Raw genomic sequence first — 24,144 nt, 5'->3', positions numbered from 1 at the left:
GGATTACCGCCACAAGGGCGGTAATGAGGGAAACAAAGGACGCATCTTGAAAAACCGCGTGTACCAGTCATGATGCACGCATGAAGGGTTACGTCTACATTCTCGCGTCTCAGCGCAATGGAACGATCTATACCGGTGTGACGCGTGACCTACCGGGCCGGCTTTACGAGCACCAGAACGAACTCACTCCCGGGTTTACGTCGCGATACGCCGTGAAGACTTTGGTCTGGTTCGAAGAATACGATCTTTTGATCGACGCGATCCAGCGGGAAAAGAGCATCAAGAAGTATACGCGGAAATGGAAGATCAACCTGATCGAACAGATGAATCCGGATTGGGAGGATATTTCTCATTATCTGCACGGGCTGTGACTAAGTCCGGCGCGCCATTCGCCGAGTATCATCTCGGCACCAAGGCCAATTGCAAGCTTCAGGCGCTCCCTATTCTCCCTCATTACCGGGCTTGTCCTGGTAATCCAGCCACGCGACGTCCGTCGCGTGAGGGGAGTCTTGCGCACCGCAGGCGCGGTGCTGCTGGATTACCGCCACAAGGGCGGTAATGAAGGAGGATTTGGGAGCCTGTCCCCTAAAAAAGAATACACCCAACGAAAAAGCGCACCATTCGCCGAGTATCACTCAGCACCAAGGCCAACTGTAACCTTCAAGCGCTCCCCATTCTCCCTCATTACCGGGCTTGTCCCGGTAATCCAGCCACGCGACGTCCGTCGCGTGAAAGGAGTCTTCTGCACCGCAGACGCGGTACTGCTGGATTACCGCCACAAGGGCGGTAATGAGGGAGGGTTGACGATCCAGCGCCCCAAAAAAGAATACACGCAACGAAAAAGCGCACCATTCGCCGAGTATCAACCAGCACCAAGGCCAACTGTAACCTTCAAGCGCTCCCCATTCTCCCTCATTACCGGGCCTGTCCCGGTAATCTAGCCACGCGACGTCCGTCGCGTGAGAGGAGTCTTCTGCACCGCAGACGCGGTGCTGCTGGATTACCGCCACAAGGGCGGTAATGAGGGAGAATTTGGGACCCGCGCTCATAGCAAAGGATACGCACAACTCAACAAAAAACCCGCCGTCGCCGGCGGGTTTCAATGTCAGGAAAAGAGCCGTGAAGCCTACTTGCAGGCGGCGCAGAAGCGCTGGATGCGCTTGCAGGCTTCCTCAAGCTGCTCTTCCGAGGTCGCGTAGGAGATGCGGAAGTTCGGGCCGAGACCGAAGGCCGAACCGTGAACGACGGCGACGCCTTCCGCTTCCAGGAGTTCGGAGACGAAGTCCTCGTCGGTCTCGATGACCTTGCCGCTCGGCGCGGTCTTGCCGATCAGGCCCTTGCAGGACGGATAGACGTAGAACGCGCCTTCCGGCGAAGGGCACTCGATGCCCTTGGCCTGGTTGAGCATCGAGACGACCAGATCGCGGCGGCCTTCGAAGATCTTCTTGTTTTCCGGGATGAAGTCCTGGGTACCGTTGAGCGCCTCGACGGCGGCCCACTGGGCGATCGAGCATGCGCCCGAGGTCTGCTGGCCCTGGATCATGTCCATCGCCTTGATGAGCGCGAGCGGGCCGGCCGCATAGCCGATACGCCAGCCGGTCATCGCATAGGCCTTGGAGACGCCGTTCATGGTCAGCGTGCGGTCATAGAGCTTCGGCTCGACTTCGACCGGGGTCGCGAACTTGAAGTCGCCATAGGTCAGGTGCTCGTACATGTCGTCGGTCAGGATCCAGACATGCGGGTGCTTCAGGAGCACGTCCGTCAGGGCCTTGAGTTCGGCATGGGTATAGGCGGCGCCCGAGGGGTTGGACGGCGAGTTGAAGATGAACCACTTCGTCTTCGGCGTGATCGCCTTGTCGAGATCGTCAGCGGTCAGCTTGAAGTTGTTGGCCTGGGTCGCCTCGACGAAGACCGGCGTACCGCCGCAGATCGACACCATTTCCGGATAGGAAACCCAGTAAGGTGCCGGAATAACGACTTCATCACCCGGGTTGATCGTCGCCATGAAGGCGTTGAAAAGAATCTGCTTTCCGCCGGTGCCGACGATGGTCTGGGCAGCGGTGTAATCGAGGTTGTTCTCGCGCTTGAACTTCTTGGCGATCGCCTCGCGCAGTTCCGGAATGCCCGAAACCGGCGTGTACTTCGTTTCGCCACGGTTGATCGCGTCGATGGCGGCCTTCTTGATATTGTCAGGCGTATCGAAATCCGGTTCACCGGCGCCAAGCCCGATCACATCGCGACCCTTGGCTTTCAGTTCCCGGGCTTTCTGGGAAACGGCGATGGTGGCGGATGGCTTTACACGGGAAAGGGCGTCGGCAAGAAAGGCCATGATATGTTTGTCCTGATCAGGTTGAAACAGCATGCGGCCGAAGGAGCGGATGTGCCGGCTCCCTGAGCGGTTAGGTGTATGTCGAAAGACTGCCCCGGTTTCAAGCGCAAACAGCCCGGAAATCCGGCAAAATGCGTGACCATGACAATGTTTCATGGATGACATCAGCCATCCGGATGAATCACTTTGTCGGCGATAGGGCGCATGGCGCTGAAATGACTCCGTTTTCGTGTGCCGGCTCATGAGAAACGTCAGCGCAGGGAACGGCCCCGAGAGCGAAGTCATACAACGTTTCACGGGTAAGATTTATTCATCAAAAACAAACGCTTTGCGGTATTTCTGCAACGCCTTGATTTGGTCACAACAAATGCCTTGGGCCGCCGCAATTCCGTCCTTGTGCAGCCGGGTTCGGGGCATTTCCTGATCGCAGACGAATCCTTTTGGACCGAGGGGGTCTGCGATGCTTCTGGACACCGAAAATACGAGCGCAACACCGAGCCGCTCCTTTGTGCCGCATGTCGAATATATGCTGGTCGCGGCGCTGATCGCGGTGACGGCGGCCCTGCTCTTTGCCATGGGCATCTTCTCCCATGCCGCCGCCGAGACGAGCGAAGGCAAGCCGCAGCATTTTGCCGGTTACGTCCGTCCCAACGACATGGGCACCGGCGCCCTGCTCTTCCCCTCGAAGGAACCGGGCAGTTTCGTCGAGGCACCGAGGCTTGCGACCGACGTCGTCATCGACGTCAACGGCCCGATCATGCGCACCCGCGTCACCCAGCGGTTCCAGAATCCGAGCAAGGGCTGGGTCGAGGGCACCTATGTCTTCCCGCTGCCGCAAAACTCCGCCGTCGATACGCTGCGGATGCAGATCGGCGATCGCTTCATCGAGGGCCAGATCAAGGCGCGCGAGGAAGCACGCCAAGTTTACGAGCAGGCCAAGGCAGAGGGCAAGAAGACTGCGCTTCTGGAACAGCAGCGCCCCAACATCTTCACCAACCAGGTCGCCAATATCGGTCCCGGCGAAACCATCGTCGTGCAGATCGAATACCAGAGCAGCGTGCACCAGTCGGGCGGCGAGTTCTCGCTGCGCTTCCCGATGGTCGTCGCGCCCCGCTACAATCCCGATCCGATCGTCCAGACGGTCGATCTCGATCCGAATTCCGGTTTCGCGGTGAACGACCCTGTTCCGAACCGCGACAAGATCACGGCACCAGTGCTCAATCCTGCCGAGAACGCCAAGATCAATCCGGTAACGCTGACCGTCAACCTGAATGCCGGCTTCCCCATCGGCGCTGTCACCTCGCCTTTCCATCAAACCGATATCCAGTCCGTCGATGACATGGCCCGCAGGATTTCGCTGAAGAGCGGCAGCGTGCCGGCCGATAAGGATTTCGAACTCGACTGGACGGCCGCTGCCGGCATGACACCGCATGCCGGCCTGTTCCGTGAAACCAGGGATGGCAAGACCTATCTGCTTGGCTTCGTCACGCCGCCGACCGATGATGCCACAACGATCGGCGCGCCTGCGAAGCGCGAGGTGATCTTTGTCATCGACAATTCAGGCTCTATGGCCGGCCCGTCGATCGAGCAGGCCCGCGATAGCCTGGCGCTCGCCATCTCCAAGCTGCGGCCGGAGGACCGGTTCAACGTCATCCGTTTCGATGACACGATGAGCGTGCATTTCCCCTCGCTCGTCGCAGCAACGCCCGACAAGCGGGAAGACGCGATTGCCTTTGTGCGGGGGCTCACGGCTGATGGCGGCACTGAAATGCTGCCGGCGCTGGAAGCAGCGCTGCGCACACAGGGTCCGGTCGCGGACGGCGCACTTCGCCAGGTCGTGTTCCTGACCGATGGCGCGATCGGTAACGAGGAGCAACTGTTTACGGAAATTTCCTCTAACCGTGGCGATGCGCGTGTCTTTACCGTCGGCATCGGCTCGGCGCCCAACACGCATTTCATGACCAAGGCCGCGGAAATCGGCCGGGGCACCTTCACGTTGATCGGGTCCGAGGATCAGGTCGCGGCACGCATGGGCGAACTGTTCGACAAGCTCGAAAATCCGGCCATGACCGATATCGCCGTCACCTTCGACGGGGCGAATGCACAGGACATCACGCCGAACCCGATGCCCGACCTCTATCGCGGCGAGCCGGTAGTGTTGACCGCGCAACTGGACGGCACCTCGGCCGCCGGCAAGCTGCAGATCGTCGGCAAGACCGGCAGCCAGCCCTGGCGCATCGAAATGGACGTTGCCAAGGCCTCGGAAGGCACCGGCATCGCCAAGCTCTGGGCACGCCGCAAGATCGAGGACATCGAGGCCAATGCCTATGCGTTCAACGACAAGGCATGGCTCGACAAGGAGATCGAGAAGGTCGCGCTCGCCAACCATCTGGTCGCCCGCGTCACCAGCCTCGTCGCCGTCGATGTCACGCCGTCCCGTCCGGCGGGCGAGCCCGTCGCTGACACCAGACTGCCGCTGAACCTGCCGGAAGGCTGGGACTTCGAGAAGGTCTTCGGCGAACAGCCGCAGCAGGCCGTGCCGGAAGACCAGCGCAAGGCCGAACTGCAGCGGACGGAAGAACAGGCAATGCTGGTTGCCGGCCGCATGGCCGCCGCTCCGACCGCCCGCGCCGCGAGCCTGATTGCGGACGCCGGGACGCAGGTCGACCTGCCGCAGACCGCGACGCAGGCGGATCGCTATATCCAGGTCGGCCTGATGCTGCTCGCCTTCGCGGTGATGGCGGCAACAACATTCAGCCTGTGGCGCTGGCAGCTGCGCGGCCTGGTCATGGAGGCACGCGACCGTGTCCGATAAACATTCGATCGATGGGCGCGCCGGCTTCCTGGCGCGCCTCAGTGCATTGGAGACGGTCGTTCTGGCCGGTATCCTGCTCGTGGCGCTCGCCGGCCTGATGCTGGTGGGCAAGGGCTTTTACATGAAGGCGAAGTCCGAACTGTCGCAGGTGCTGCTGAAACGCAGTTTCGAAGCACAGCTTCACGGCGAGAGCGATGTGAAGCCCTGGCCCTGGGCGGACTTCTCGACCGAAGCCGAAATCACCGCGCCCCGCATCGGCCAGACGGCCGTGGTGCTCTCGGGTGCCAGCGGTGAGGCACTCGCCTTCGGTCCAGCGCGGCTCGCCAACACGCCGGCCCCGGGCGAACCGGGAACCTCCGTCATCGCTGCCCATCGCGACACGCATTTCCGCTGGCTGAAGGATGTGAAGCCAGGCGATCTCCTGGTCATCACCCGCAAGGACGGAAAGAACCTTACCTTCCGCGCCGGCGCCAGCCGCATAGCGCGCTGGGACAAGAGCGGTATCAACGCCAACGCGCCGGGCCGCAACCTGGTGCTCGCCACCTGCTGGCCGTTCGAAGCGACGACGCAGGGGCCGCTGCGCTATATCGTCAATGCGGAGCTTGTGACCGACGCGCCCCTGCCGAAACTCTCGGCACTTGAGCGGTCCGTTCAACAGGCGGTAAACTCCTTTTGATCGACCTTGATCCCGCCGCTGAAAACCCCAGTTCAGACACTGGATCTGCGGACAATGGGGATGAAGAGCATGCTTGAAAGACTTTCGATCGCGGCAGGTACCGCGCTTTTCCTCTCCACCGCACCGGCAATGTCGGCTGCCGATACGGCCGAGTTCTCAACGAAAAAGGCCGAAGTCGCGGTCGAGACCATCGCCTCCGGTCTTGCCGGCCCCTGGGGCGTCGAAGTGATGCCGGATGGCAGTTTCATCGTGACGGAGATTTCCGGCAATCTGCGCATCATCCGGGACGGCAGGGTCTCCGAGCCGATCAACGGCGTGCCGGAAGTCGCGCAGCGCGGACAGGGCGGGCTTCTCGATGTCGCACTCGACCCGGGTTTCAGCACCAACCGGACATTGTTTCTCTCGATGGCTATAGCGGACGACGGCGGCTACGGCACGGCCATCGTGCGTGGCGTACTCTCGGCGGATGGTAAGAGCCTGACGGATACGAAGGAACTCTTCCGGATGGCCAAACTGACCGGCAAGGGCCAGCATTTCGGCTCACGGATCGCGATCGGGCCGAATGGCAGCCTGTTCTTCGGCATTGGTGATCGCGGCGAGCGGGATCGCGCGCAGGACATGCAGGATCATGCCGGCGCTATCCTGCATATCAATGCGGATGGGACGATCCCTGCCGACAATCCCTACAAGAACGGCAAGGACGCAAAGCCAGAGATCTGGTCGAAGGGACATCGCAATCCGCAAGGTATCGTCATCGATCCGAAAAGCGGCGAATTGCTGACGGTGGAGCACGGCGCGCGCGGCGGCGACGAGATCAACGCGCCGCAACCGGGCAAGAATTACGGCTGGCCTGTCATCACCTATGGCAAGGACTATTCCGGCGTCGAGATCGGCGTCGGGCAAGCAGCAGAAGGCTATGAGCAACCGCTCTATTACTGGGATCCTTCGATAGCGCCCGGAGCCATCGACGTCTATCATGGCGCCATGTTCCCGGAATGGGAGGGCAACCTGCTGGTCAGCGCGTTGAAATACCAGCTGCTGGCACGGCTGGAACGGGATGAGACCGGCAATGTCGTCGCCGAGGAGCGCCTGTTCGAAGGCGAGTTCGGTCGTATCCGCGATGTGAAGGTTGCACCGGATGGTTCCATCCTGATGTTGACGGACGGGGACGACGGCAGGCTGTTGCGGATCTCGGCTGCGGAGAAGAAGAGCTGAGACCGCGTAGTCTTTGGCGACCTTGCCCAAATTTGATGCAACTGCTACCTGATCGGAACCGATTTCCGTTTCGCGCAGAACATGCCTGACATCGTCCGATGCGTGGCTTCTCGCCTTCGCCATCAGGACATGAACCGTGACACGCATCCAGGCCAATCTCTTCCTGCTTTTCTCGGGTGCCATCTGGGGTGCTGGTTTCGTGGCGCAATCGACAGCGATGGATGCGATCGGCCCGATGTGGTTCGTCGGCCTGCGCTTTGCCATAGCGGCCGTTGTCGCCGCTCCCCTCGCGCTCTGGGAGCATCGCAGGGCAACTGCGCCAATGCCGAAATCCAGCCTGCGGAATTTCGTCTGGATCGGGCTGGCGCTGTTTGCCGGAGCCTCGACACAACAGGTTGGCCTGCTGACGACAAGCGTGACCAATTCCGGTTTTCTCACCGGTCTTTATGTCGTCTTCGTGCCCGTCCTGACCGTGCTCTTCCTGCGCAAGAAGCCGCATTGGGTGATCTGGCCGGGTGCCCTGATGGCGTTCCTCGGGATTTTCCTGCTGAGTGGCGGCGCCGTCGCTGGCCTTTCGATCGGCGATCTGCTGACGATCGTCTGTGCCATGTTCTGGGCGATCCAGATGATTCTTGTCGGCATCTTCGCATCCAGCACCGGCCGCCCGATGACCTTGTCGATGATCCAGTTCGCTGTTTGCGCCGTGCTCGGCTGCGCGGCCGGCGCCGTTTTCGAACCATTGAATTTGGCGGCCGTGCAGAATGCCCTTCCCGAAATCCTCTATGCCGGCCTGTTCTCGAGCGGTGTCGGCTTCATCTGCCAGGTGGTCGCTCAGCGCTATACGACGGCTCCACAGGCGGCCATCTTCCTGTCCAGCGAGGCCCTCTTTGCCGCCCTGTTCGGTGTCCTGCTCCTGGGAGAGACGATCTCGCCCATGGGCTATGTCGGCTGCGCGATCATCTTCGCGGCCATGCTGATTGTCGAAATCGTGCCGGAACTCACCAAGCCGAAGGCGCTGGCCGCAGGCTTGTGATGGTGGGAAAACGGGCTTGTTCCGTTCAGTAACGGCACTGCGCGCCAAGTTTTATCAAAAGGTTAATATTTACCGACACTGCCCGGGTCGGGGAGAAAACCGCGCCGGCCATCGGCGACTCGCGCCCGGAAAAGCCCAAAAAACAAGCAGGCCGCTCCAAACAGCAATAGTTTCAATAGCTTGCAATACAGTTGCCAAAAACTCATTTTTTTCAGCAGTTGGCTGCTTTTTGAACAAACCAAAATGGCACACTTGCTTTAAAAAACTTTTGCTTGCCAATTTAAAATAAACACAGCAAGCTTACTGTGTTCGGGCAATTTGCGAACACGGAAAGACCTTTAAATACGCGCGCCGGACCCGCAACATGGTCCGGGCAGTCAGGCAGTGAACGGTTGTTTGGTGGCTGGCTGCGATTACAGGATCCTTTCCTCCTAGTCGAGAACTGCCTGCCGCACGCCCCTGAGGCAAATATCGTAATGCTGCCCGCCGCTTTCGGGCAGAGGAAAAAGGACCTGACGCATGGCCGAGACTGGCATTGTTAAATTCTTCAACACCGACAAGGGCTTTGGCTTCATCAAGCCCGACAATGGTGGCGCCGATATATTCGTGCATATCTCCGCCGTGCAAGCCTCCGGCCTCAACGGACTGTCCGAAAACCAGAAGGTCAGCTTCGACACGGAGCCGGATCGTCGCGGCAAGGGCCCGAAGGCGGTCAATCTGCAGGTTTCGGGCTAAGCCCGCATAACCGGAAGATTTTCACGTTGAAGCCCGGCATCCTGCCGGGTTTTTCATTCAGCCTGCGTTCAGTTTCGCCACATTAATCTGTTCCCATCATGACGGACGGAAACGGTCCGAACCTCATACGGGATCAAGATGATGAACAAGGTTATCAAAGCTGCTGTTCTTGCGATTGCGACCGCAGCCACGCTCATTCCGGCAATCAGCCCGGCACAGGCCGAGGATTGGGGACGCCGCAACTATCGCCATCATGGCGGCGGCCATTACCACAACAACGGCGATGCCGTTGCGCTCGGTGCTCTCGGCCTTGCCAGCGGCCTGATCATCGGCGGCGCGATCGCCAGCCAGCCGCGCTACCAGGAACGCGTCTATATCGATCCGGAGCCCGAATATTACGAGCCGCGTCCGGTCTATCGCCGCGCCCGCCCGGTCGTGGTCGAGAGCTACGGCACCTTGGAGCCGTGGACGCCCGGCTGGTATCGCTATTGCTCGCAGCGTTACCGCTCGTTCGATTCCCAGACCGGCACGTTCCGTGGCTATGACGGCCGCGACTATTTCTGCCAGGCCGGCTAAGTCGATCCATAGTTACCGAAAAGAAAAGGCATGCGTCTTCGGCGCATGCCTTTTTTGTTGATCTGTTCCGGAATGGGACAGTCGTGCGGGGTTTATAGTCCGCGCAGATAAGGATTGGTGCGGCGTTCCTCGCCGATCTGGCCACCCGGGCCATGGCCGCAGATGAAGCCGACGGTATCGCCGAGCGGCAGGATCTTGTCGCGGATCGAGTCGAGAAGCTGCTGATGGTTGCCGCCGGGCAGATCGGTGCGGCCGATCGAGCCGTGAAACAGCACATCGCCGACATGGGCGAAACCCTGGACGCGATTGAAATAGACGACATGACCGGGGGCATGGCCGGGGCAATGCAGAACCTCGAAGACATGCTCACCGAAGGAGACGGTATCGCCCTCCTCCAGCCAGCGGTCCGGCAGAACATTCTCCACCTTCATCGCCAGTCCGAATTTCTCGGCCTGGGTTTCCAGCCGTTCCAACAACGGCTTGTCGTCCTTGTGCGGGCCGATGATCTCGAGGTTCAAGGCTTCCTTCAGTTCCTTGGCGCCACCGGCGTGATCGATGTGACCGTGGGTCAGCCAAATCGCCTTCAGCGTGATGCCATTGTCCTTGATTGTCTGCAGGATGACATCGACATCCCCACCGGGATCGACGATGACGCCTTCCTTCGTGTCGGTGTCGAACAGCACCGTGCAGTTCTGCTGGAAATGGGTAACCGGGATAATGCCCGCCTGTAACATGCTGCCTGCGCCTCGCTAACTACTGTTGCGAACCATATAGGATGGATGCGGCGCAATGAAAACAGTGCAACGGGTTATCAAAACAGTTCCCGACAGCGGCACGCGGAAACGCCGCACGCAGGCTTATCGAACAGCAGCCATTTCGATGGCAACAGGCATAGGTGCCTGCAGGTTGATCGTCGTCATCAGAAGCGCGAAGACGGCAAGCTTCGCGGCGACAACGGTAATCACGACCGGGCGAAGCTGACGGGCGGTGATGGCATTATCCTGGGTCATGGTCTGTTGCATCGGGCTGTTCCTTTTGTTGGCGGGTAAACACCCGGCTTCTTCAAAGGTTCCATGAAAGTGGAACGATTCCAGTATTTTGCATTCCGCCCGATATTTCAGTTCCGAATGGAACACCGAATGGGCGCCCCTCATCCAGAGGCGAAGAAATAAAAACCTCTATCAAAAATTGTGAAATTGACTCGTTTCCGATTTCGCATCACCCTGTGCGGGCCGGGTGACGGCGATCGAGCCAAGCCGGGAACCGGCTCGAATCAAGTGAAACGGGGAGAGAACAATGGAAGCGTTATTACCTATCATCACGCAATTGATCGCAGGCGCCGCAGGTGGCAACGCGGCTGGGGCGGTACTCAAGCAACAGGCGGTCAGTGTTATCGTGCGCACGATCGTCGGCGCCATCGGCGGCCTCGGCGGCGGCTTTCTGATCCAGATGCTTGGCGGTGAGGCAGCTGCCACCGGACTGGTCACCCAGGCGATCGGCGCAGCCATCGGCGGCGGCGCTCTCACTGGCCTTGCGGGCCTTGTTCTCGGCAAGAAATAGCTGGATCGGAAATGAAAAAAGGCGACCAGATGGTCGCCTTTTTCAACATTCAATCGAAAATCCGATCACTCGGCGGCAGCAGCCACCGGGTAGACTTCCTTCATGTAGTCGTTCATCAGCGTCTCGCTGATCGTTGCCGGCGTAAAGCGGTACGGGCCGATCTCGGAAACCGGCGTCACTTCGGCGGCGGAGCCTGTCAGGAAGCATTCGGAGAACTGTGACAGCTCTTCCGGCATGATGGCGCGCTCGATGACCTGATAACCGCGGCGCTTGGCAAGCTCGATCACCGTCTGGCGGGTGATGCCGTTGAGGAAGCAATCCGGAACCGGCGTGTGGATGACGCCGTCCTTGACGAAGAAGATGTTGGCGCCGGTCGCCTCGGCAACCTGACCGCGATAATCGAGCATCATCGCATCCGCATAACCCTTGGCTTCGGCGGCGTGCTTGGAGATGGTGCAGATCATGTAGAGGCCGGCGGCCTTGGATGCGCAAGGTGCGGTCTTCGGGTCGGGGCGGCGATATTCGGCGATGTCGAGGCGGATGCCCTTCAGCTTTTCAGCCGGATTGAAGTAGCTGCCCCACTGCCAGATGGCGATGGCGACGTTGATGCGGTTGTTCTGGGCCGATACGCCCATCGACTCGCTGCCCCGCCAGGCGATCGGACGGACATAGGCTTCGGAAAAGCCCTGACGCTTCAGAAGCTCGACCGTGGCTGCATCGAGTTCCTCGACCGAATAGGGAACCTTGAAGCCGAGGATTTCGGCCGACTTGTGCAGGCGCTGATTGTGCTCGGTCAGCTTGAAGACCCGGCCGCCATAGGCGCGCTCGCCTTCGAAGACGGCGCTGGCATAGTGCAGGCCGTGGGTCAGCACATGGATCTTGGCATCCTTCCAGTCAACAAATTCACCGTTGAACCAGATCTGTCCGTCCAACTGATCAAAAGGAACTGCTGCCATCGTCTTGTCCTCGGGCGCCTATACGCCATTCTTTGTGTTGATTGTCTTCCCTGTTTCAGTTTTATCGGCAAACTGTGGCGAGGGAAATCCATTTCGGTGATTTTGGATTGGCGATCAGAGCGGCACGGCCTATCTTGATCGATAAACCAGCGTCGGTACTTCGCCCTCTGCGGCAGGAGACTTACCAAGGACGGAAAAATATGTCAATAAAGCTGACTTATTTTTCCGATTGTTACTGAAAGTGCGTTTCGATTGAAAGGAAATGACTGCGTGGCAGGCCAGCCCAATACAAAAGCCGAAACGGCGACCGCTCCTGCCGAAGCAGACAAGGCGAATGCAGTCGATTTCGAAATCATCGAACTGTTCTTTTTCGCCTATCGGGACTTCACTTCCGATCCGGATGTGATTCTCGAAAAGCGCGGCTTCGGACGGGCACATCATCGCGTGCTGCATTTCGTCGACCGCGAACCGGGCATGACCGTCGCCGACCTTCTGGAAACGCTTCGCATCACAAAGCAAAGCCTCGCGCGTGTTCTCAAACAGCTGATCGATTCCGGCTATATCCATCAGGTTGCCGGTCCCGAGGATCGCCGCCAGCGTAAGCTCTACACGACAAAGGAAGGCAAGACGCTGGCGCGGGCCTTGGCAGAGCCACAGTCGCGGCGCATAGCGGAAGCCTTGGCCAAGACCGGTCCAGGGGCACGCGAGACGATCAAGCGTTTCCTCGCCGGCATGAAGACCGCCGACGACAGCTGACCGATCAGTGGGCAAGGCAGTCGCGCGAGACAACAGGGCATACGACAGATGAACAAGACGATCAGGATCGAGGACGACGCGGCCCATCTGCTGGTGGTGGATGACGACCGGCGTATCCGCGATCTGCTCAACCGCTACCTCATGGAAAAGGGCTTCCGTGTCACCACCGCCGCCGATGCAGATGAAGCGCGCCGCAAGCTCGAAGGGATCGACTACGACCTTCTGATCGTCGATGTGATGATGCCCGGCGAGACCGGCATTTCGCTGACCCAGAGCCTGCGCAAGATCAAGAGCGTGCCGGTGATCATGCTGACGGCGCTGGCGGAATCGAATGCGCGCATCGAAGGCCTCGAGGCCGGCGCCGACGACTACCTGCCGAAGCCGTTCGATCCGCGCGAACTGGTGCTGCGCATCAACAATATCCTGCGACGCAACGCGCCCGCCAAGGCACCGAAGGTCGAGCAAGTGATCTTTGGCCCCTTCACCTTTTCTGTCGTGCGCAGGGAGTTGCGGCGCGGCGCCGACCACATCCGGCTGACCGACCGCGAGCAGGAAATCATGATGCTGTTCTCGCAGCGCGCCGGCGAGACCATACCCCGCCACGAACTGGTGAGCGACGAGGCGGAGGTCGGCGAGCGCACGATCGATGTCCAGATCAACCGATTGCGGCGCAAGATCGAGGACGATCCGTCGAACCCCGTCTGGCTCCAGACTGTCCGCGGCATCGGCTATCGGCTGAGCGTGGATTGAGGCAATGATCCGAGCGGACGGCCATGGCGAGCTTTGACATCCTGCGACGCTACCGGACGCCGGCAGGGGACAGCTCGTGGAGGCGCATCTCCCGCTGGCTGCGCCGGCAGTTGCCGATGGGGCTTTATGCGCGCTCGCTGCTGATCGTCATCATCCCGATGGTGCTGCTGCAATCGATCGTCGCCTTCATCTTCATGGAGCGTCACTGGCAGCTCGTGACCCAGAGGCTGTCGGCTGCCGTATCCGGCGAGATCGCAGCGGTCATCGACCTCATTGATGCTACACCGAACGGTGACTATGCCGATATCATCCGCATTGCCCGCGAGCGATTGAACCTGAACATCTCCATCGAGCCCGATGGCGAACTGCCGGCGCCTCGGCCGAAACCATTTTTCGAGATCCTCGACCAGATCCTGAGCGAGGAGATTTCCGATCGCATCAACAAACCCTTCTGGATCGACACGGTCGGCAATTCCGATCTGGTCGAAGTCCGCATCAAGCTGGACGACCAGCGGATCCTCCGGGTCTATGCCCGCCGCAGCCAGGCCTATGCGTCCAATACCCATATCTTCATCGTCTGGATGGTCGGCGCTTCGCTGGTGTTGCTGACCATTGCCATCCTGTTTCTGCGCGGGCAAATCCGCCCGATTCTGGCGCTGGCCAAGGCGGCCGAAAGTTTCGGCAAAGGGCAGAAGATCGACGATTTCTCGCCCCGCGGCGCCGATGAAATCCGCCGCGCCGGCCTGGCCTTCATCCAGATGCGCGAACGCATCGAGCGCCAGATCGAACAGCGCACCGCCATGCTGACCGGCGTCAGCCATGACCTGCGCACCATCCTCACCCGCTTCAAGCTGCAACTGGCCATCGCCGGCGACAACGCCGACCTCGACAATCTCAACCAGGATGTTGAGGACATGCAGAGCATGCTGGAAGGCTATCTGGCCTTTGCACGCGGCGAGGCGGAGGAAGATGTCGGTCAGTTGAGGCTGCAGGACCTCATGAACCGGCTGACGCTGGAGGCGGAACTGCATGGCAAGGCACTGACGACCTCCATCGAAGGCGACGACAACATCCGCGTGCGGCCCAATGCCTTCACCCGGCTTGTGGCGAACCTCGCCTCCAATGCCTATCGATATGCCAATACCGTGCATATCGACGCCAAACACAGCACGAAATGGCTGACCATCACCGTCGATGACGACGGCCCCGGTATTCCCGAACGATCCCGCGATGACGTCTTCAAGCCCTTCTTCCGGCTCGACGAGGCCCGCAATCTCGACAGTTCCGGCACCGGCCTCGGCCTCGCCATCGCCCGCGACATCGCCCGCAGCCATGGCGGCAATGTCACGCTGTCGGATAGTCCGATGGGGGGATTGAGGGCCGTGGTGCGGGTGCCGGCTTGATCAATTACCGAGAATAACCGCCGCCCATTCCACGTCGTGCGTTGAAACGGTGCCAGGCATCGATACGCCTGGGATGCTTTTGGCGCATCGCGTCGAGTGGCGCCAGCAAGCGCCCATCCCTCTGCCAATGGGCGTCGAAGATCTCGATGATGCGGCGGTTCGGCCAGGGCTTATTGACGATCGACATCAGAGCCGCAAACGCATCGTCCTCGCGCCCGGCGCCGAAACGGTGGGCGAGAACGCCATAGGCGAAGGCGGTCGAGCGGCTGACGCCGGCGTGGCAATGGACGAGGATGCGGCTACCATCAGCGTCGATCGCCGGAAGGACATCGTTGAAGAAGGCTGTGATGGCATCGGGAAAATGCGTGGTCGCCAGTGGATTTTCCTGGTCGCGCAGGCGCACGACATGATGCCTTACGCGCTCGATGCGCGGCACGAGTTCGTCGTTGAGTTCCGGATCGAGCAGCGAGACGACATGGGTCGCCTGCCAATCACCAGCCACCATCGCCGTGTCGCGCAGGCAGGTGACACGGACGAATTCGCGGACGGCATTCAGGTCCATGGGGATTGTCCTTACAGGAGCCGCTTGCCGTTCGGTACCGGCTTGTCGGTCGCGGCGAGAACGATGGCGCCGGCCTCATCCTCGAAGCCGAGCGTTAGCACTTCGGAGCGGAAGGGGCCAATCTGGCGCGGCGGAAAGTTGACGACACCGAGCACCTGCCGGCCGACCAGCGTCTCCGGCGTGTAATGCGTGGTGATCTGCGCCGAGGATTTCTTCAGGCCGATATCCGGTCCGAAATCGATGACGATCTTGATCGCCGGCTTGCGCGCCTCCGGAAAGGGTGACGCTTCGACGATGGTGCCGGTACGAATATCGACGCGCTCGAAATCGGCGTAGGTGATGGTCTCGGTCATGGAGTAGTCCCGAATTAACCGGCCAGTTCTTCCGCCCGCTTGCGGGCGGCGGCAATCGCCTTGTCGAATAGAGGCTGCATGCCGTCATCGGCCATGAGGATATTGAGGGCCGCCGCCGTGGTGCCGCCGGGAGACGTCACGTTCTGGCGCAGCCTGGAGGCGTCATCGGGGGACTGATGTAGGAGTTCACCAGCCCCCGCGACGGTTTCCCGCGCAAGCCGCATGGCGAGGTCCGCCTCGAGACCGGCCTTGCGACCAGCCTCCGCCATGCACTCGACGAGATAAAAGACATAGGCCGGACCGCTGCCCGACACGGCAGTGACCGCATCGATATCGGCCTCGGTCTGGACCCATTCGACGGGACCGGAAACTTTTAGAAGATTATGCACGAGTTCGCGTTTTTCGGCGGAGACCGCGCCATTGGCAAAGGCGCCGGTGACACCACGGCCGATCATCGCCGGTGTGTTCGGCATGGCACGAACCATAGCGGCTTCGCCGAGATGCGATTGCATGAAGGACAGCGTAGTGCCGGCCGCGACCGAGACCACAACTGTCTCGGGGCCAACAAGGCTTTTCAGCGGCGGCAGGACCGCGCCCATCACCTGCGGCTTGACCGCGAGGAAGAGAACGCCCGCCTTCAGGCCTTCGGGCGCAGCCGTCACATGACGCGCGCCGTTGTCGGCGATCAGCTTGGCCATGGCCGGCGGCGGGCCGGGATCGATAACGAGAAGGTCAGAACCAGAAATGCCGCTTTTCAGCCAACCGGCGAGCATCGCGCCGCCCATGTTGCCCGCGCCGATGAGAATGATCGGCCCCGCTGCATTCACCGTCATGATCACGCCTCTCCAACAGTCTCGAACATCACGGCTTCAACCGCGCTCTGCGCATCGATACCGGACCAGACGACGAACTGGAAGGCCTGAAAATAGGATTCGCAGGCTTCGAGCGCGCTCGACAGGAGCACCTCGACCTGCTGGTTGGTGGGCTCCGCACCGCCCGACAGAAGCAGCGACTGGCGGAAGATCACGACATCTTCCTGACGCCACAGGTCGAAATGGCCCATCAGCACTTGGCCGTTGATATGGGAGAGAAGCCGGATGACTTCGTTGACGCGGCTTTCGGGAACCTTGATGTCGAAGGCGCAGGCCAGATGCAGGGCCTCAAACTCTTCCATCCACGAGAAGGATACGTGGTAGTCTGTCCACTTGCCCTCGACGTTCATGGCGATTTCGTCTTCGCCCGAGCGCTCGAAGCACCAGTCATTGTTGGCAGCGACAAACTCGATCATATCGACCGGGTTCGATTGGCGCTCAAGTTCCAGTTCCATCAGGCTCATGCATCACCCCAAAAGTCCCAGTGCGGGCATGCGTCATCGCGTTCACACACGAGGCTGCAAACTCAAACACCAGAAACAAACACTTATGATTACCGGAAACACGACCATCCTGGCTGACATACCCTGCCTGGAGCTTGCGTGATCCGTTTCGAATCATCATTTAAAATCAGTGTATAACGCCGGAGTCCGCATGAAAGCCCCCCGCATGGAAAATAGCGCCGGAGGTTGTGGATATGCTCTGCGAAATTGATTCAGCACGGCGTCTTAAAGGACTCTGCCATCAGCGTTTTTTGACAGTGTCCACAGGGTAAAAAAATTATGAAGATTATCGCCGACAGCGCGGCTGAAAATGGCTGCCTGTGCCACGATGGGGCGCATGCCGGGCAGCCGTATCGAAGGCGGCGACACAATCCGCGCCGCCGCCTCGGATTCGTTACTTTCCGGCTTCGTTGAGCCGCGCCTCGAGCGCCGCGATCCGGGCCAGAAGCGCGTCGTTTTCTTCGCGTGCCTTGAGCGCCATGTCGCGGACCACTTCGAACTCCTCGCGCTTCACCACATCCATGGAGTTGAGCAGCCGCTCACCCTGGGCGCGAAACACGGTTTCCATCTCCTTGCGGACGCCCTGGGCTGCGCCCGCGGCATCCGTCATCAACTTGGCGAAATCATCCAGAATACGGTTTGCGCCTGTGCTCATCGTCTTGATCTCCGATCCGTCGTCCATCTGCCGGATTGACCGGCTTGAAACAGGAGGTAGGGGGACAGGTCGCCCGATGCAAGGAAAAATACCGGGATGACCGCCTTTGCCGCAGGCGCCGCGCCTTGACCCTGCCATGCCGGAAAGGCAGTGTTCCGCCAAACAATTGACTGGAATGAAGCAAGACCTTGGAAACAATACCGACAATCTTCTCGATCATGCCTTTCCCGGATATCGATCCGGTGCTGATTTCCATTGGCCCCTTGCAGATCCACTGGTACGGCCTTGCCTATGTCGCGGGCATCCTGATCGGCTGGCAATATGCCCGCAGGCTGGTGCGCAACACGTCGCTCTGGGCGAACGGCAACCCTGCGGCAACCGAAGCACAGCTCGATGACTTCCTGATCTGGGTCGCCGCCGGCGTCGTCCTGGGCGGGCGTATCGGATACATCCTGTTCTACGATCTACCCAGCGTGCTCGCCAACCCGATCCGGGCACTGGAAATCTGGAACGGCGGCATGTCCTTCCATGGCGGCCTGATCGGCACCATGATCGCCATGATCCTGTTTGCCCGCCGCCATAGTATCCCGGTCTGGAGCCTGTTCGATATCATCTCCGCCGCCGTGCCGATCGGCCTCTTCTTCGGCCGCGTAGCCAACTTCATCAATGCCGAACTCTGGGGCCGGCTGTCGTCCATGCCGTGGGCCGTGGTCTTCCCGACCGGGGGTCCCTTCGCACGCCATCCGAGCCAGTTGTACGAAGCAGCACTCGAAGGCCTGCTGTTGCTGACCGTGCTTGCCGTGATGATCTACCGGCGCCATGCCCTGAAAGTTCCGGGCCTCGTCTGCGGCATCTTCGTCACGGGTTACGGCCTGTCACGCATCTTCGTCGAGTTCTTCCGCGAGCCGGATGCGCAGCTCGGCTATCTTCTGGGCAACTGGCTGACGATGGGCATGCTTCTGTCGTTGCCGATGGTGCTTATCGGTCTCTGGGCCGTGCTGCGGGCGCGTCGCGCAGCCCCGGCAACGGCATGAAGGGGGCTGGATGACGACGCCTCTGGGAGAAAAGATCAAGTCCATCATCCTGGCCAACGGCCCGATCAGCGTGACCGACTATTTCTCGCTGTGCCTCGCCGACCCGGAATACGGCTACTACAAGACCCGCGAGCCGTTCGGCCGGTCCGGCGATTTCATCACCGCGCCGGAAATTAGCCAGCTGTTCGGCGAAATGATCGGCATCTTCCTCGTGCAGGCCTGGCAGCGGCATGGCGAACCGAGCCCGGTCATCATCGCCGAGATCGGCCCCGGCCGTGGCACGATGATGTCCGATATCCTGCGCGTGATCGGCAAGCTTTCCCCTGCCCTTTATGATGCAGCCAGCGTGCATCTGGTAGAGACCAGCGAGCGGCTGCAGAAGGCGCAGCAGCAGACGCTGGTCGCCCACAAGTTTAAGCTCGACTGGCACGACAGTTTCGACACGCTGCCGGACGGCTTCCTGCTGCTCGTTGCCAACGAACTGTTCGATGCCATCCCGATCCGTCAGTTCGTCAAGACGGCGCAGGGATTCAAGGAACGCCTGATCGGCCTCGATGCCGATGGCGAACTGATGTTTGCCGCTGGCGTTGCCGGGATCGATCCGGTGCTCCTGCCCCCATCGGCTCAGACGGCGCCGCTCGGTACCATTTTCGAAATCGCTCCGGCTCGCGATGCCGTCATGGCCGCTGTGGCAAGCCGCATCCGCACCGGCGGTGGAACCGGCCTAATCATCGACTACGGCCATATGGCGACAGGGCTCGGAGATACGCTGCAAGCTGTACGTGACCACGAATTCGACCCGCCGCTGAAACATCCCGGCGAAGCCGACGTCACCAGCCATGTCGATTTCGAACAGCTGGCGCGCCGTTCGGTGGCCGAGGGCCTGCAGATCAACGGCCTGACCTATCAGGGCGATTTCCTGCTGGCGCTCGGGCTTGCCGAACGCGCCTCGGCACTCGGCCGTGACAAGGATGCCGAAACCCAGGAAAACATCCGGGCGGATGCCGAAAGACTGGCAGGCGCCGGCGTCGGAAAAATGGGCGAACTGTTCAAGGTTCTCGCTGTCAGCAGCCCGAATGTCGCACTCGTGCCTTTCCAGAAATAGGTCGTCCGCACTGGCAGGGGGCGACATTTCCGGTCGCTTCAACGGATTGACAGCGGCGGTCCCGAAGGCCAACATCCGGCCAAATCACTCGGGGCCGATAAGAACCACACGCCCGAAAACCCACCGTATTGCAGCATTTTGAAAGGGCAAAACCACCGATGAAGGATGATGCCTTGCCCTCGCCTGTCCAGAGCCCGCTTCTCACTGACAAGGCCGGAAACTGCATCCGCCACGGCTATTTCACCCGCGAAGGCGGTGTTTCGGAAGGGCTCTATCGTGGCCTGAATGTCGGCCTTGGCTCGAACGATGCGCGCGAGCGTGTCGAGGAGAACCGCGCCCGCGTCAGCGCCTGGTTCGGTGCGGATGTGGACAGACTCGCCACCGTCCACCAGGTTCATTCCCCCGACGCCATCGTTGTCGACGCCGGCTATGACGGCGCCCGGCCGCAGGCCGATGCGCTGGTGACAGCGACGCCCGGTCTCGTTCTCGGCGTGCTCTCGGCCGATTGCGGCCCCGTGCTGTTCGCCGACCCGCAAGCCGGTGTGATCGGGGCGGCCCATGCCGGCTGGAAGGGTGCGCTGACCGGCGTGCTCGAAAACACCATCGACGCCATGGTTGCGCTCGGGGCTGAGCGCGAACGCATCGTCGCCTGCCTCGGCCCGTCGATCAGCCGCAGAAACTACGAGGTCGGCGCCGAGTTCGTCGAGCGCTTCCTGGAGAAGGACCCGGCTTACGCCGGTTTCTTCACACCGTCGGAGCGCGAGGGACACGCGATGTTCGACCTGCCGGGATTGACGAAAAAACGGCTGACCGATGCTGGCGTGACGGCGGAAAATCTCGATATTTGCACTTATGCGGACGAGGAGCGCTTCTTCTCCTATCGTCGCACAACCCATCGCAGCGAGCCGGACTATGGCCGGCAGATTTCTGCAATTTCCATTCGGGAGGCATGACATGGCACTGCACTTCACGCAGGACGAATACGCGGCGCGGTTAGAGCGCCTGACCGCCAAGATGAAGGAAGAGAAGCTCGGCGCCATGCTGCTTTTCGCCCAGGAAAGCATGTACTGGCTGACCGGCTACGACACGTTCGGCTATTGCTTCTTCCAGACGCTGGTGGTGAAGGCCGATGGTTCGATGGTGCTGCTGACCCGCTCGGCCGACCTGCGTCAGGCCAAGCATACGTCGAACATCGAGCGTGTCGAGGTCTGGGTTGACCGCGTCAACGCCGATCCGACCATGGACCTCAAGAATCTCCTGAGCGAACTCGATCTGCTCGGTGCCCGCATCGGTGTCGAATACGACACGCATGGCATGACCGGACGCATCGCCCGTCTGCTCGACAACCAGTTGATGAGCTTCGGCGAGATCGTCGATGCCTCGATGCTGGTCGGCCGTCTGCGGCTGATCAAGAGCGCAGCCGAAATCGTCCATGTCGAGAAGGCGGCGAGCCTTGCCGACGACGCGCTGGATGCGGCGATCCCGCTCATCCATGCCGGCGGTGACGAGGCTGCGATCCTGGCTGCCATGCAGGGCGCCGTCTTTGCCGGCGGCGGAGACTATCCGGCCAACGAATTCATCATCGGCTCCGGTGCCGACGCGCTCCTCTGCCGCTACAAGGCAGGCCGCCGGACGCTGGAAGCCCAGGACCAGCTCACACTGGAATGGGCCGGTGTCAGCGCCCACTATCATGCGGCGATGATGCGGACGATCGTGATCGGCGAGCCGACAAACCGCCACCGCGAACTCTACAGCGCCTGCCGCGAAACCATCCAGGCGATCGAGATGGTGCTGCGGCCCGGCAACACCTTCGGCACCGTCTTCGACATCCATTCCAAGATCATGGACGAGCGTGGCCTCACCCGTCACCGTCTGAACGCCTGCGGCTACTCGCTCGGCGCCCGCTTCTCGCCATCCTGGATGGAGCAGCAGATGTTCCATGTGGGCAATCCGCAGGAGATTCTGCCCGACATGTCGCTGTTCGTGCACATGATTATCATGGATTCCGACAGCGGCACGGCCATGACGCTCGGCCAGACCTACCTCACCACCGACGGCGCGCCGAAGCCGCTTTCCCGCTACGGACTGGACTTCATCTCTGCTTAGGAAACTTGATCTATCGTGTTCCTGATCGACAGAAGAAGGTGGGGGCCTTCAGACATTCTGTCACCGAGGAAACCGGACGGTAGAAATATGCCTAAGCTGATTGCGCTTTTTGCGGGCCTTGGAATGGTTGCAGCTCTTTCGGGCTGCAACAGCATGGATGCGCTGACACCGCAGGTCGATGTCGGTGGCGGCACGTTTGTTTCGCCACCGGTCAATCAGCACGATCTCGACACCATGTCGGAACAGACGGCCTATACGACGCCGCAGGCAACGATGCCCGTGCAAAGCAGCGCGCTTGCCGCGTCCTCCGCGCAGCAACAGGGATTTAACGAAGGCCCGACAGGCACGGTGCTTGCCCCGAGCGACAGCGACTACACGGATCCGGCCGGTTCGCTCGATGCGCAGGCCGGCCGCCTGCAACAGGGCGAAATCCCGGCGCAGGAGCGGCAGGTGACCCGTAGCGCACCGATCGTCGAACCGGAACAGACCGCGTCGCTCGACGATGCGCCCCCGGTCGAGCAGTCCAGCGAACCGCAGCGCGTCGCCGACCAAACGACACAGGCCGAAGAGCCGGCACAGCAACCACAGAAGTCCGCGTCGATCGCACCGGCCGCAGCCTCGGGCACGATCCGCTTCCTGCCGATCATCGGCGCGCCGGTCGAGGCCGTGACGCCACTGTCCAAGCAGCTTGGTGCCGAGGCACGTTCGCACGGGCTGACGATCAAGAGTGCATCCGATCCGTCAAGCCGACATATCCTCAAGGGCTATTTCTCGGCCTTCAAGGACGGCAACAAGACGACGGTGGTCTACGTCTGGGACGTGCTCGATAATTCCGGCAACCGCCTTCACCGCATCCAGGGACAGGATGCTGTCGATGGCGCGGCTGCCGATCTCTGGTCGGCAGTTCCGGCGCAGATGATGCAGGGCATCGCCACCAAGACGATCAACGCCTATCTCGGCTGGCGCGACGGCAACGCCGGCTGACCCGGGTATTCATTGCTGTTCTGTCGATCAAGATTCGACGGTTGCCGTCACACCAGTGACACGCCCGTTAAAAACTTTTTAGGATAAACTACGCTGCAACGCGGCAATCCCCTTGCATTCAAAGTCAGGGACGTTATGAAGCGCGCATGAGCTTGGGACGATCGAGACCCGGGCTCGGCTTACGGAATTGCGCGGCGACGACCGCGCCAGCACAGGCGGACCATCTATGAAGGTTTTCGCAGGCAACTCGAACCGGCATCTGGCCGAAGCGATCTGCAATTATCTTAACCTGCCCCTGGGCAAAGCGACCGTCAGACGGTTTGCAGACCAGGAAATCTTCGTGGAAATTCAGGAAAATGTGCGCGGCGAGGACGTTTTCGTCGTCCAGTCCACGTCTTTCCCGACCAATGACCACCTGATGGAACTGCTGATCATGATCGACGCCATGCGCCGCTCGTCAGCCCGCCGCATCACCGCCGTCATCCCCTATTTCGGTTATGCCCGCCAGGATCGCAAACCCGGTCCGCGCACGCCGATCTCGGCCAAGCTGGTCGCCAACCTGATCACCGAAGCCGGCGCCGACCGCGTGCTGACGCTCGATCTTCACGCCGGCCAGATCCAGGGCTTCTTCGACATCCCGACCGACAACCTCTACGCCGTGCCGATCCTGTCGCGCGACGTCAAGGAAAACTACGACTTGAAGAACGTCATGGTCGTCTCTCCGGACGTCGGCGGTGTTGTCCGCGCCCGCGCCCTGGCCAAGCGCCTCGACTGCCAGCTGGCGATCGTCGATAAGCGCCGCGAGCGCGCCGGCGAATCCGAGGTCATGAACGTCATTGGTGACGTCACCGGCAAGGACTGTCTGCTGATCGACGACATCGTCGATTCCGGCGGCACGCTCTGCAACGCTGCTGAGGCGCTGCTGAAGAACGGAGCGACGAGCGTCACTGCCTATATCACCCATGGTGTGCTGTCCGGCGGCGCGGTTGCCCGCGTTACGTCGTCGAAGCTGAAGGAACTGGTGATCACCGACTCGATCCAGCCGACCACGGCTGTCCAGTCGGCCCACAATATCCGCGTCATCTCGACCGCCAGCCTGATCGGCGAAGCGATCAACCGCACCAGCCAGGAAGAATCGGTCTCCAGCCTGTTCGACTGAGACGCCT

General features: G+C 60.8%; 26 protein-coding genes and 1 pseudogene. 18 read left to right on the top strand and 9 right to left on the bottom strand.

Annotated features, from left to right (window positions below; all coding sequences use genetic code 11):
* Positions 1-80 precede the first annotated feature (80 nt).
* On the top strand, positions 81-371 hold the full coding sequence (locus tag ASG68_RS28785; RefSeq protein ID WP_062577037.1) for a GIY-YIG nuclease family protein: 291 nt from the start codon (positions 81-83) through the stop codon (positions 369-371).
* A 138-nt stretch (positions 372-509) separates the two neighbouring features.
* The gene (locus ASG68_RS31695; RefSeq protein WP_156384928.1) at positions 510-941 is read left to right on the top strand and encodes a hypothetical protein; all 432 of its coding nucleotides are present in this window, start codon (positions 510-512) and stop codon (positions 939-941) included.
* Between the two features lie 185 nt (positions 942-1,126).
* Here the strand turns inward: ASG68_RS31695 and ASG68_RS28770 are convergent, their stop codons facing one another.
* Entirely contained in the window at positions 1,127-2,329 is a 1,203-nt protein-coding gene (locus ASG68_RS28770; RefSeq protein ID WP_062577115.1) for a pyridoxal phosphate-dependent aminotransferase, read from the bottom strand.
* Positions 2,330-2,789: 460 nt separating this feature from the next.
* On the opposite strand from ASG68_RS28770, the gene ASG68_RS28765 reads away from it, so the two are divergent.
* From ASG68_RS28765 to ASG68_RS28740, 6 genes and pseudogenes are all read left to right on the top strand, one after another.
* Positions 2,790-5,144 (top strand): marine proteobacterial sortase target protein, encoded by a 2,355-nt coding sequence (locus ASG68_RS28765; RefSeq protein ID WP_082478142.1) that lies wholly within the window; start codon positions 2,790-2,792, stop codon positions 5,142-5,144.
* Positions 5,128-5,820, top strand: a pseudogene (locus ASG68_RS28760) (class GN sortase); the annotation flags it as partial. The gene ASG68_RS28765 and the pseudogene ASG68_RS28760, both read left to right, overlap by 17 nt.
* 60 nt (positions 5,821-5,880) lie before the next feature.
* Positions 5,881-7,035 (top strand): PQQ-dependent sugar dehydrogenase, encoded by a 1,155-nt coding sequence (locus ASG68_RS28755; RefSeq protein ID WP_062577111.1) that lies wholly within the window; start codon positions 5,881-5,883, stop codon positions 7,033-7,035.
* A 136-nt stretch (positions 7,036-7,171) separates the two neighbouring features.
* Positions 7,172-8,068, top strand: a complete 897-nt coding sequence (locus tag ASG68_RS28750; protein WP_062577029.1) for a DMT family transporter — start codon at positions 7,172-7,174, stop codon at positions 8,066-8,068.
* A gap of 519 nt (positions 8,069-8,587) precedes the next feature.
* Complete coding sequence (locus tag ASG68_RS28745) at positions 8,588-8,803, top strand: cold-shock protein (RefSeq protein ID WP_037098666.1); 216 nt, start codon at positions 8,588-8,590, stop codon at positions 8,801-8,803.
* Positions 8,804-8,944: 141 nt separating this feature from the next.
* Positions 8,945-9,379 (top strand): BA14K family protein, encoded by a 435-nt coding sequence (locus tag ASG68_RS28740; RefSeq protein WP_062577109.1) that lies wholly within the window; start codon positions 8,945-8,947, stop codon positions 9,377-9,379.
* 92 nt (positions 9,380-9,471) lie between these two features.
* On the opposite strand, the gene ASG68_RS28735 is transcribed toward ASG68_RS28740, so the two are convergent.
* Both ASG68_RS28735 and ASG68_RS31980 read right to left on the bottom strand, forming a co-directional pair.
* Positions 9,472-10,113 carry an MBL fold metallo-hydrolase gene (locus tag ASG68_RS28735; RefSeq protein ID WP_062577027.1) on the bottom strand — a complete coding sequence of 214 codons (642 nt, stop codon included), beginning with the start codon at positions 10,111-10,113 and terminating at the stop codon, positions 9,472-9,474.
* A gap of 123 nt (positions 10,114-10,236) precedes the next feature.
* Positions 10,237-10,401 carry a hypothetical protein gene (locus ASG68_RS31980; RefSeq protein WP_164491893.1) on the bottom strand — a complete coding sequence of 55 codons (165 nt, stop codon included), beginning with the start codon at positions 10,399-10,401 and terminating at the stop codon, positions 10,237-10,239.
* Positions 10,402-10,675: 274 nt separating this feature from the next.
* Here ASG68_RS31980 and ASG68_RS28730 point away from each other — a divergent pair, with 274 nt between their 5' ends.
* On the top strand, positions 10,676-10,939 hold the full coding sequence (locus ASG68_RS28730; RefSeq protein ID WP_062577025.1) for a hypothetical protein: 264 nt from the start codon (positions 10,676-10,678) through the stop codon (positions 10,937-10,939).
* A 65-nt stretch (positions 10,940-11,004) separates the two neighbouring features.
* On the opposite strand, the gene ASG68_RS28725 is transcribed toward ASG68_RS28730, so the two are convergent.
* Positions 11,005-11,895, bottom strand: a complete 891-nt coding sequence (locus ASG68_RS28725; protein ID WP_062577024.1) for a branched-chain amino acid aminotransferase — start codon at positions 11,893-11,895, stop codon at positions 11,005-11,007.
* 270 nt (positions 11,896-12,165) lie between these two features.
* Here ASG68_RS28725 and ASG68_RS28720 point away from each other — a divergent pair, with 270 nt between their 5' ends.
* The 3 genes from ASG68_RS28720 to ASG68_RS28710 are packed head-to-tail and all read left to right on the top strand — an operon-like array spanning position 12,166 to position 14,804.
* Positions 12,166-12,651: a MarR family winged helix-turn-helix transcriptional regulator gene (locus tag ASG68_RS28720; protein ID WP_062577022.1), complete on the top strand. Its 486-nt coding sequence runs from the start codon at positions 12,166-12,168 to the stop codon at positions 12,649-12,651.
* Between the two features lie 48 nt (positions 12,652-12,699).
* Entirely contained in the window at positions 12,700-13,401 is a 702-nt protein-coding gene (locus ASG68_RS28715) for a response regulator (protein WP_062577020.1), read from the top strand.
* A gap of 23 nt (positions 13,402-13,424) precedes the next feature.
* Positions 13,425-14,804 (top strand): ATP-binding protein, encoded by a 1,380-nt coding sequence (locus ASG68_RS28710; protein WP_062602497.1) that lies wholly within the window; start codon positions 13,425-13,427, stop codon positions 14,802-14,804.
* Between the two features lie 4 nt (positions 14,805-14,808).
* On the opposite strand, the gene ASG68_RS28705 is transcribed toward ASG68_RS28710, so the two are convergent.
* From ASG68_RS28705 to ASG68_RS28685, 5 genes are all read right to left on the bottom strand, one after another.
* A complete protein-coding gene (locus tag ASG68_RS28705; protein WP_062602499.1) occupies positions 14,809-15,366 on the bottom strand; it encodes a dual specificity protein phosphatase family protein in 558 nt (185 codons plus the stop codon).
* An 11-nt stretch (positions 15,367-15,377) separates the two neighbouring features.
* Positions 15,378-15,719, bottom strand: a complete 342-nt coding sequence (locus ASG68_RS28700) for a tRNA-binding protein (RefSeq protein WP_062577014.1) — start codon at positions 15,717-15,719, stop codon at positions 15,378-15,380.
* 14 nt (positions 15,720-15,733) lie between these two features.
* A complete protein-coding gene (proC, locus tag ASG68_RS28695; protein ID WP_062577012.1) occupies positions 15,734-16,552 on the bottom strand; it encodes a pyrroline-5-carboxylate reductase in 819 nt (272 codons plus the stop codon).
* Positions 16,553-16,554: 2 nt separating this feature from the next.
* Positions 16,555-17,055 (bottom strand): YbjN domain-containing protein, encoded by a 501-nt coding sequence (locus tag ASG68_RS28690; protein ID WP_062577009.1) that lies wholly within the window; start codon positions 17,053-17,055, stop codon positions 16,555-16,557.
* 433 nt (positions 17,056-17,488) lie between these two features.
* A complete protein-coding gene (locus tag ASG68_RS28685) occupies positions 17,489-17,749 on the bottom strand; it encodes an accessory factor UbiK family protein (protein ID WP_062577107.1) in 261 nt (86 codons plus the stop codon).
* A 218-nt stretch (positions 17,750-17,967) separates the two neighbouring features.
* Here ASG68_RS28685 and lgt point away from each other — a divergent pair, with 218 nt between their 5' ends.
* From lgt to ASG68_RS28655, 6 genes are all read left to right on the top strand, one after another.
* Positions 17,968-18,783 (top strand): prolipoprotein diacylglyceryl transferase, encoded by an 816-nt coding sequence (gene lgt / locus ASG68_RS28680; protein ID WP_062577104.1) that lies wholly within the window; start codon positions 17,968-17,970, stop codon positions 18,781-18,783.
* A gap of 10 nt (positions 18,784-18,793) precedes the next feature.
* Complete coding sequence (locus ASG68_RS28675) at positions 18,794-19,888, top strand: class I SAM-dependent methyltransferase (protein ID WP_062610318.1); 1,095 nt, start codon at positions 18,794-18,796, stop codon at positions 19,886-19,888.
* Positions 19,889-20,046: 158 nt separating this feature from the next.
* On the top strand, positions 20,047-20,841 hold the full coding sequence (pgeF, locus tag ASG68_RS28670; protein WP_062577005.1) for a peptidoglycan editing factor PgeF: 795 nt from the start codon (positions 20,047-20,049) through the stop codon (positions 20,839-20,841).
* A 1-nt stretch (position 20,842) separates the two neighbouring features.
* The gene (locus ASG68_RS28665; protein WP_062577004.1) at positions 20,843-21,994 is read left to right on the top strand and encodes a M24 family metallopeptidase; all 1,152 of its coding nucleotides are present in this window, start codon (positions 20,843-20,845) and stop codon (positions 21,992-21,994) included.
* 87 nt (positions 21,995-22,081) lie between these two features.
* A complete protein-coding gene (locus tag ASG68_RS28660) occupies positions 22,082-22,978 on the top strand; it encodes a hypothetical protein (protein ID WP_062577002.1) in 897 nt (298 codons plus the stop codon).
* 226 nt (positions 22,979-23,204) lie between these two features.
* A complete protein-coding gene (locus ASG68_RS28655; protein WP_062577000.1) occupies positions 23,205-24,137 on the top strand; it encodes a ribose-phosphate pyrophosphokinase in 933 nt (310 codons plus the stop codon).
* The last annotated feature ends 7 nt before the right edge of the window (positions 24,138-24,144 follow it).

This window comes from Rhizobium sp. Leaf453 (assembly GCF_001425605.1).
Classification (GTDB): domain Bacteria; phylum Pseudomonadota; class Alphaproteobacteria; order Rhizobiales; family Rhizobiaceae; genus Pararhizobium.
The sequence above is the reverse complement of the archived record's forward strand: the minus strand, read 5'-3'. Positions and strand labels throughout refer to the sequence as shown.

Bases quoted from the DNA above. Each gene is read 5' to 3' on its own strand.
- ASG68_RS28655 (WP_062577000.1), top strand. From the start codon at position 23,205: ATGAAGGTTTTCGCAGGCAACTCGAACCGGCATCTGGCCGAAGCGATC.
- ASG68_RS28685 (WP_062577107.1), bottom strand. From the start codon at position 17,749: ATGAGCACAGGCGCAAACCGTATTCTGGATGATTTCGCCAAGTTGATG.
- ASG68_RS28725 (WP_062577024.1), bottom strand. From the start codon at position 11,895: ATGGCAGCAGTTCCTTTTGATCAGTTGGACGGACAGATCTGGTTCAAC.
- ASG68_RS28705 (WP_062602499.1), bottom strand. From the start codon at position 15,366: ATGGACCTGAATGCCGTCCGCGAATTCGTCCGTGTCACCTGCCTGCGC.
- pgeF (WP_062577005.1), top strand. From the start codon at position 20,047: ATGAAGGATGATGCCTTGCCCTCGCCTGTCCAGAGCCCGCTTCTCACT.
- ASG68_RS28785 (WP_062577037.1), top strand. From the start codon at position 81: ATGAAGGGTTACGTCTACATTCTCGCGTCTCAGCGCAATGGAACGATC.
- ASG68_RS28730 (WP_062577025.1), top strand. From the start codon at position 10,676: ATGGAAGCGTTATTACCTATCATCACGCAATTGATCGCAGGCGCCGCA.
- ASG68_RS28675 (WP_062610318.1), top strand. From the start codon at position 18,794: ATGACGACGCCTCTGGGAGAAAAGATCAAGTCCATCATCCTGGCCAAC.
- ASG68_RS28755 (WP_062577111.1), top strand. From the start codon at position 5,881: ATGAAGAGCATGCTTGAAAGACTTTCGATCGCGGCAGGTACCGCGCTT.
- ASG68_RS28660 (WP_062577002.1), top strand. From the start codon at position 22,082: ATGCCTAAGCTGATTGCGCTTTTTGCGGGCCTTGGAATGGTTGCAGCT.
- ASG68_RS28770 (WP_062577115.1), bottom strand. From the start codon at position 2,329: ATGGCCTTTCTTGCCGACGCCCTTTCCCGTGTAAAGCCATCCGCCACC.
- ASG68_RS28700 (WP_062577014.1), bottom strand. From the start codon at position 15,719: ATGACCGAGACCATCACCTACGCCGATTTCGAGCGCGTCGATATTCGT.
- lgt (WP_062577104.1), top strand. From the start codon at position 17,968: ATGCCTTTCCCGGATATCGATCCGGTGCTGATTTCCATTGGCCCCTTG.
- ASG68_RS28765 (WP_082478142.1), top strand. From the start codon at position 2,790: ATGCTTCTGGACACCGAAAATACGAGCGCAACACCGAGCCGCTCCTTT.
- ASG68_RS28690 (WP_062577009.1), bottom strand. From the start codon at position 17,055: ATGAGCCTGATGGAACTGGAACTTGAGCGCCAATCGAACCCGGTCGAT.
- proC (WP_062577012.1), bottom strand. From the start codon at position 16,552: ATGACGGTGAATGCAGCGGGGCCGATCATTCTCATCGGCGCGGGCAAC.
- ASG68_RS28665 (WP_062577004.1), top strand. From the start codon at position 20,843: ATGGCACTGCACTTCACGCAGGACGAATACGCGGCGCGGTTAGAGCGC.
- ASG68_RS28710 (WP_062602497.1), top strand. From the start codon at position 13,425: ATGGCGAGCTTTGACATCCTGCGACGCTACCGGACGCCGGCAGGGGAC.
- ASG68_RS28740 (WP_062577109.1), top strand. From the start codon at position 8,945: ATGAACAAGGTTATCAAAGCTGCTGTTCTTGCGATTGCGACCGCAGCC.
- ASG68_RS28715 (WP_062577020.1), top strand. From the start codon at position 12,700: ATGAACAAGACGATCAGGATCGAGGACGACGCGGCCCATCTGCTGGTG.
- ASG68_RS28745 (WP_037098666.1), top strand. From the start codon at position 8,588: ATGGCCGAGACTGGCATTGTTAAATTCTTCAACACCGACAAGGGCTTT.
- ASG68_RS31980 (WP_164491893.1), bottom strand. From the start codon at position 10,401: ATGCAACAGACCATGACCCAGGATAATGCCATCACCGCCCGTCAGCTT.
- ASG68_RS28735 (WP_062577027.1), bottom strand. From the start codon at position 10,113: ATGTTACAGGCGGGCATTATCCCGGTTACCCATTTCCAGCAGAACTGC.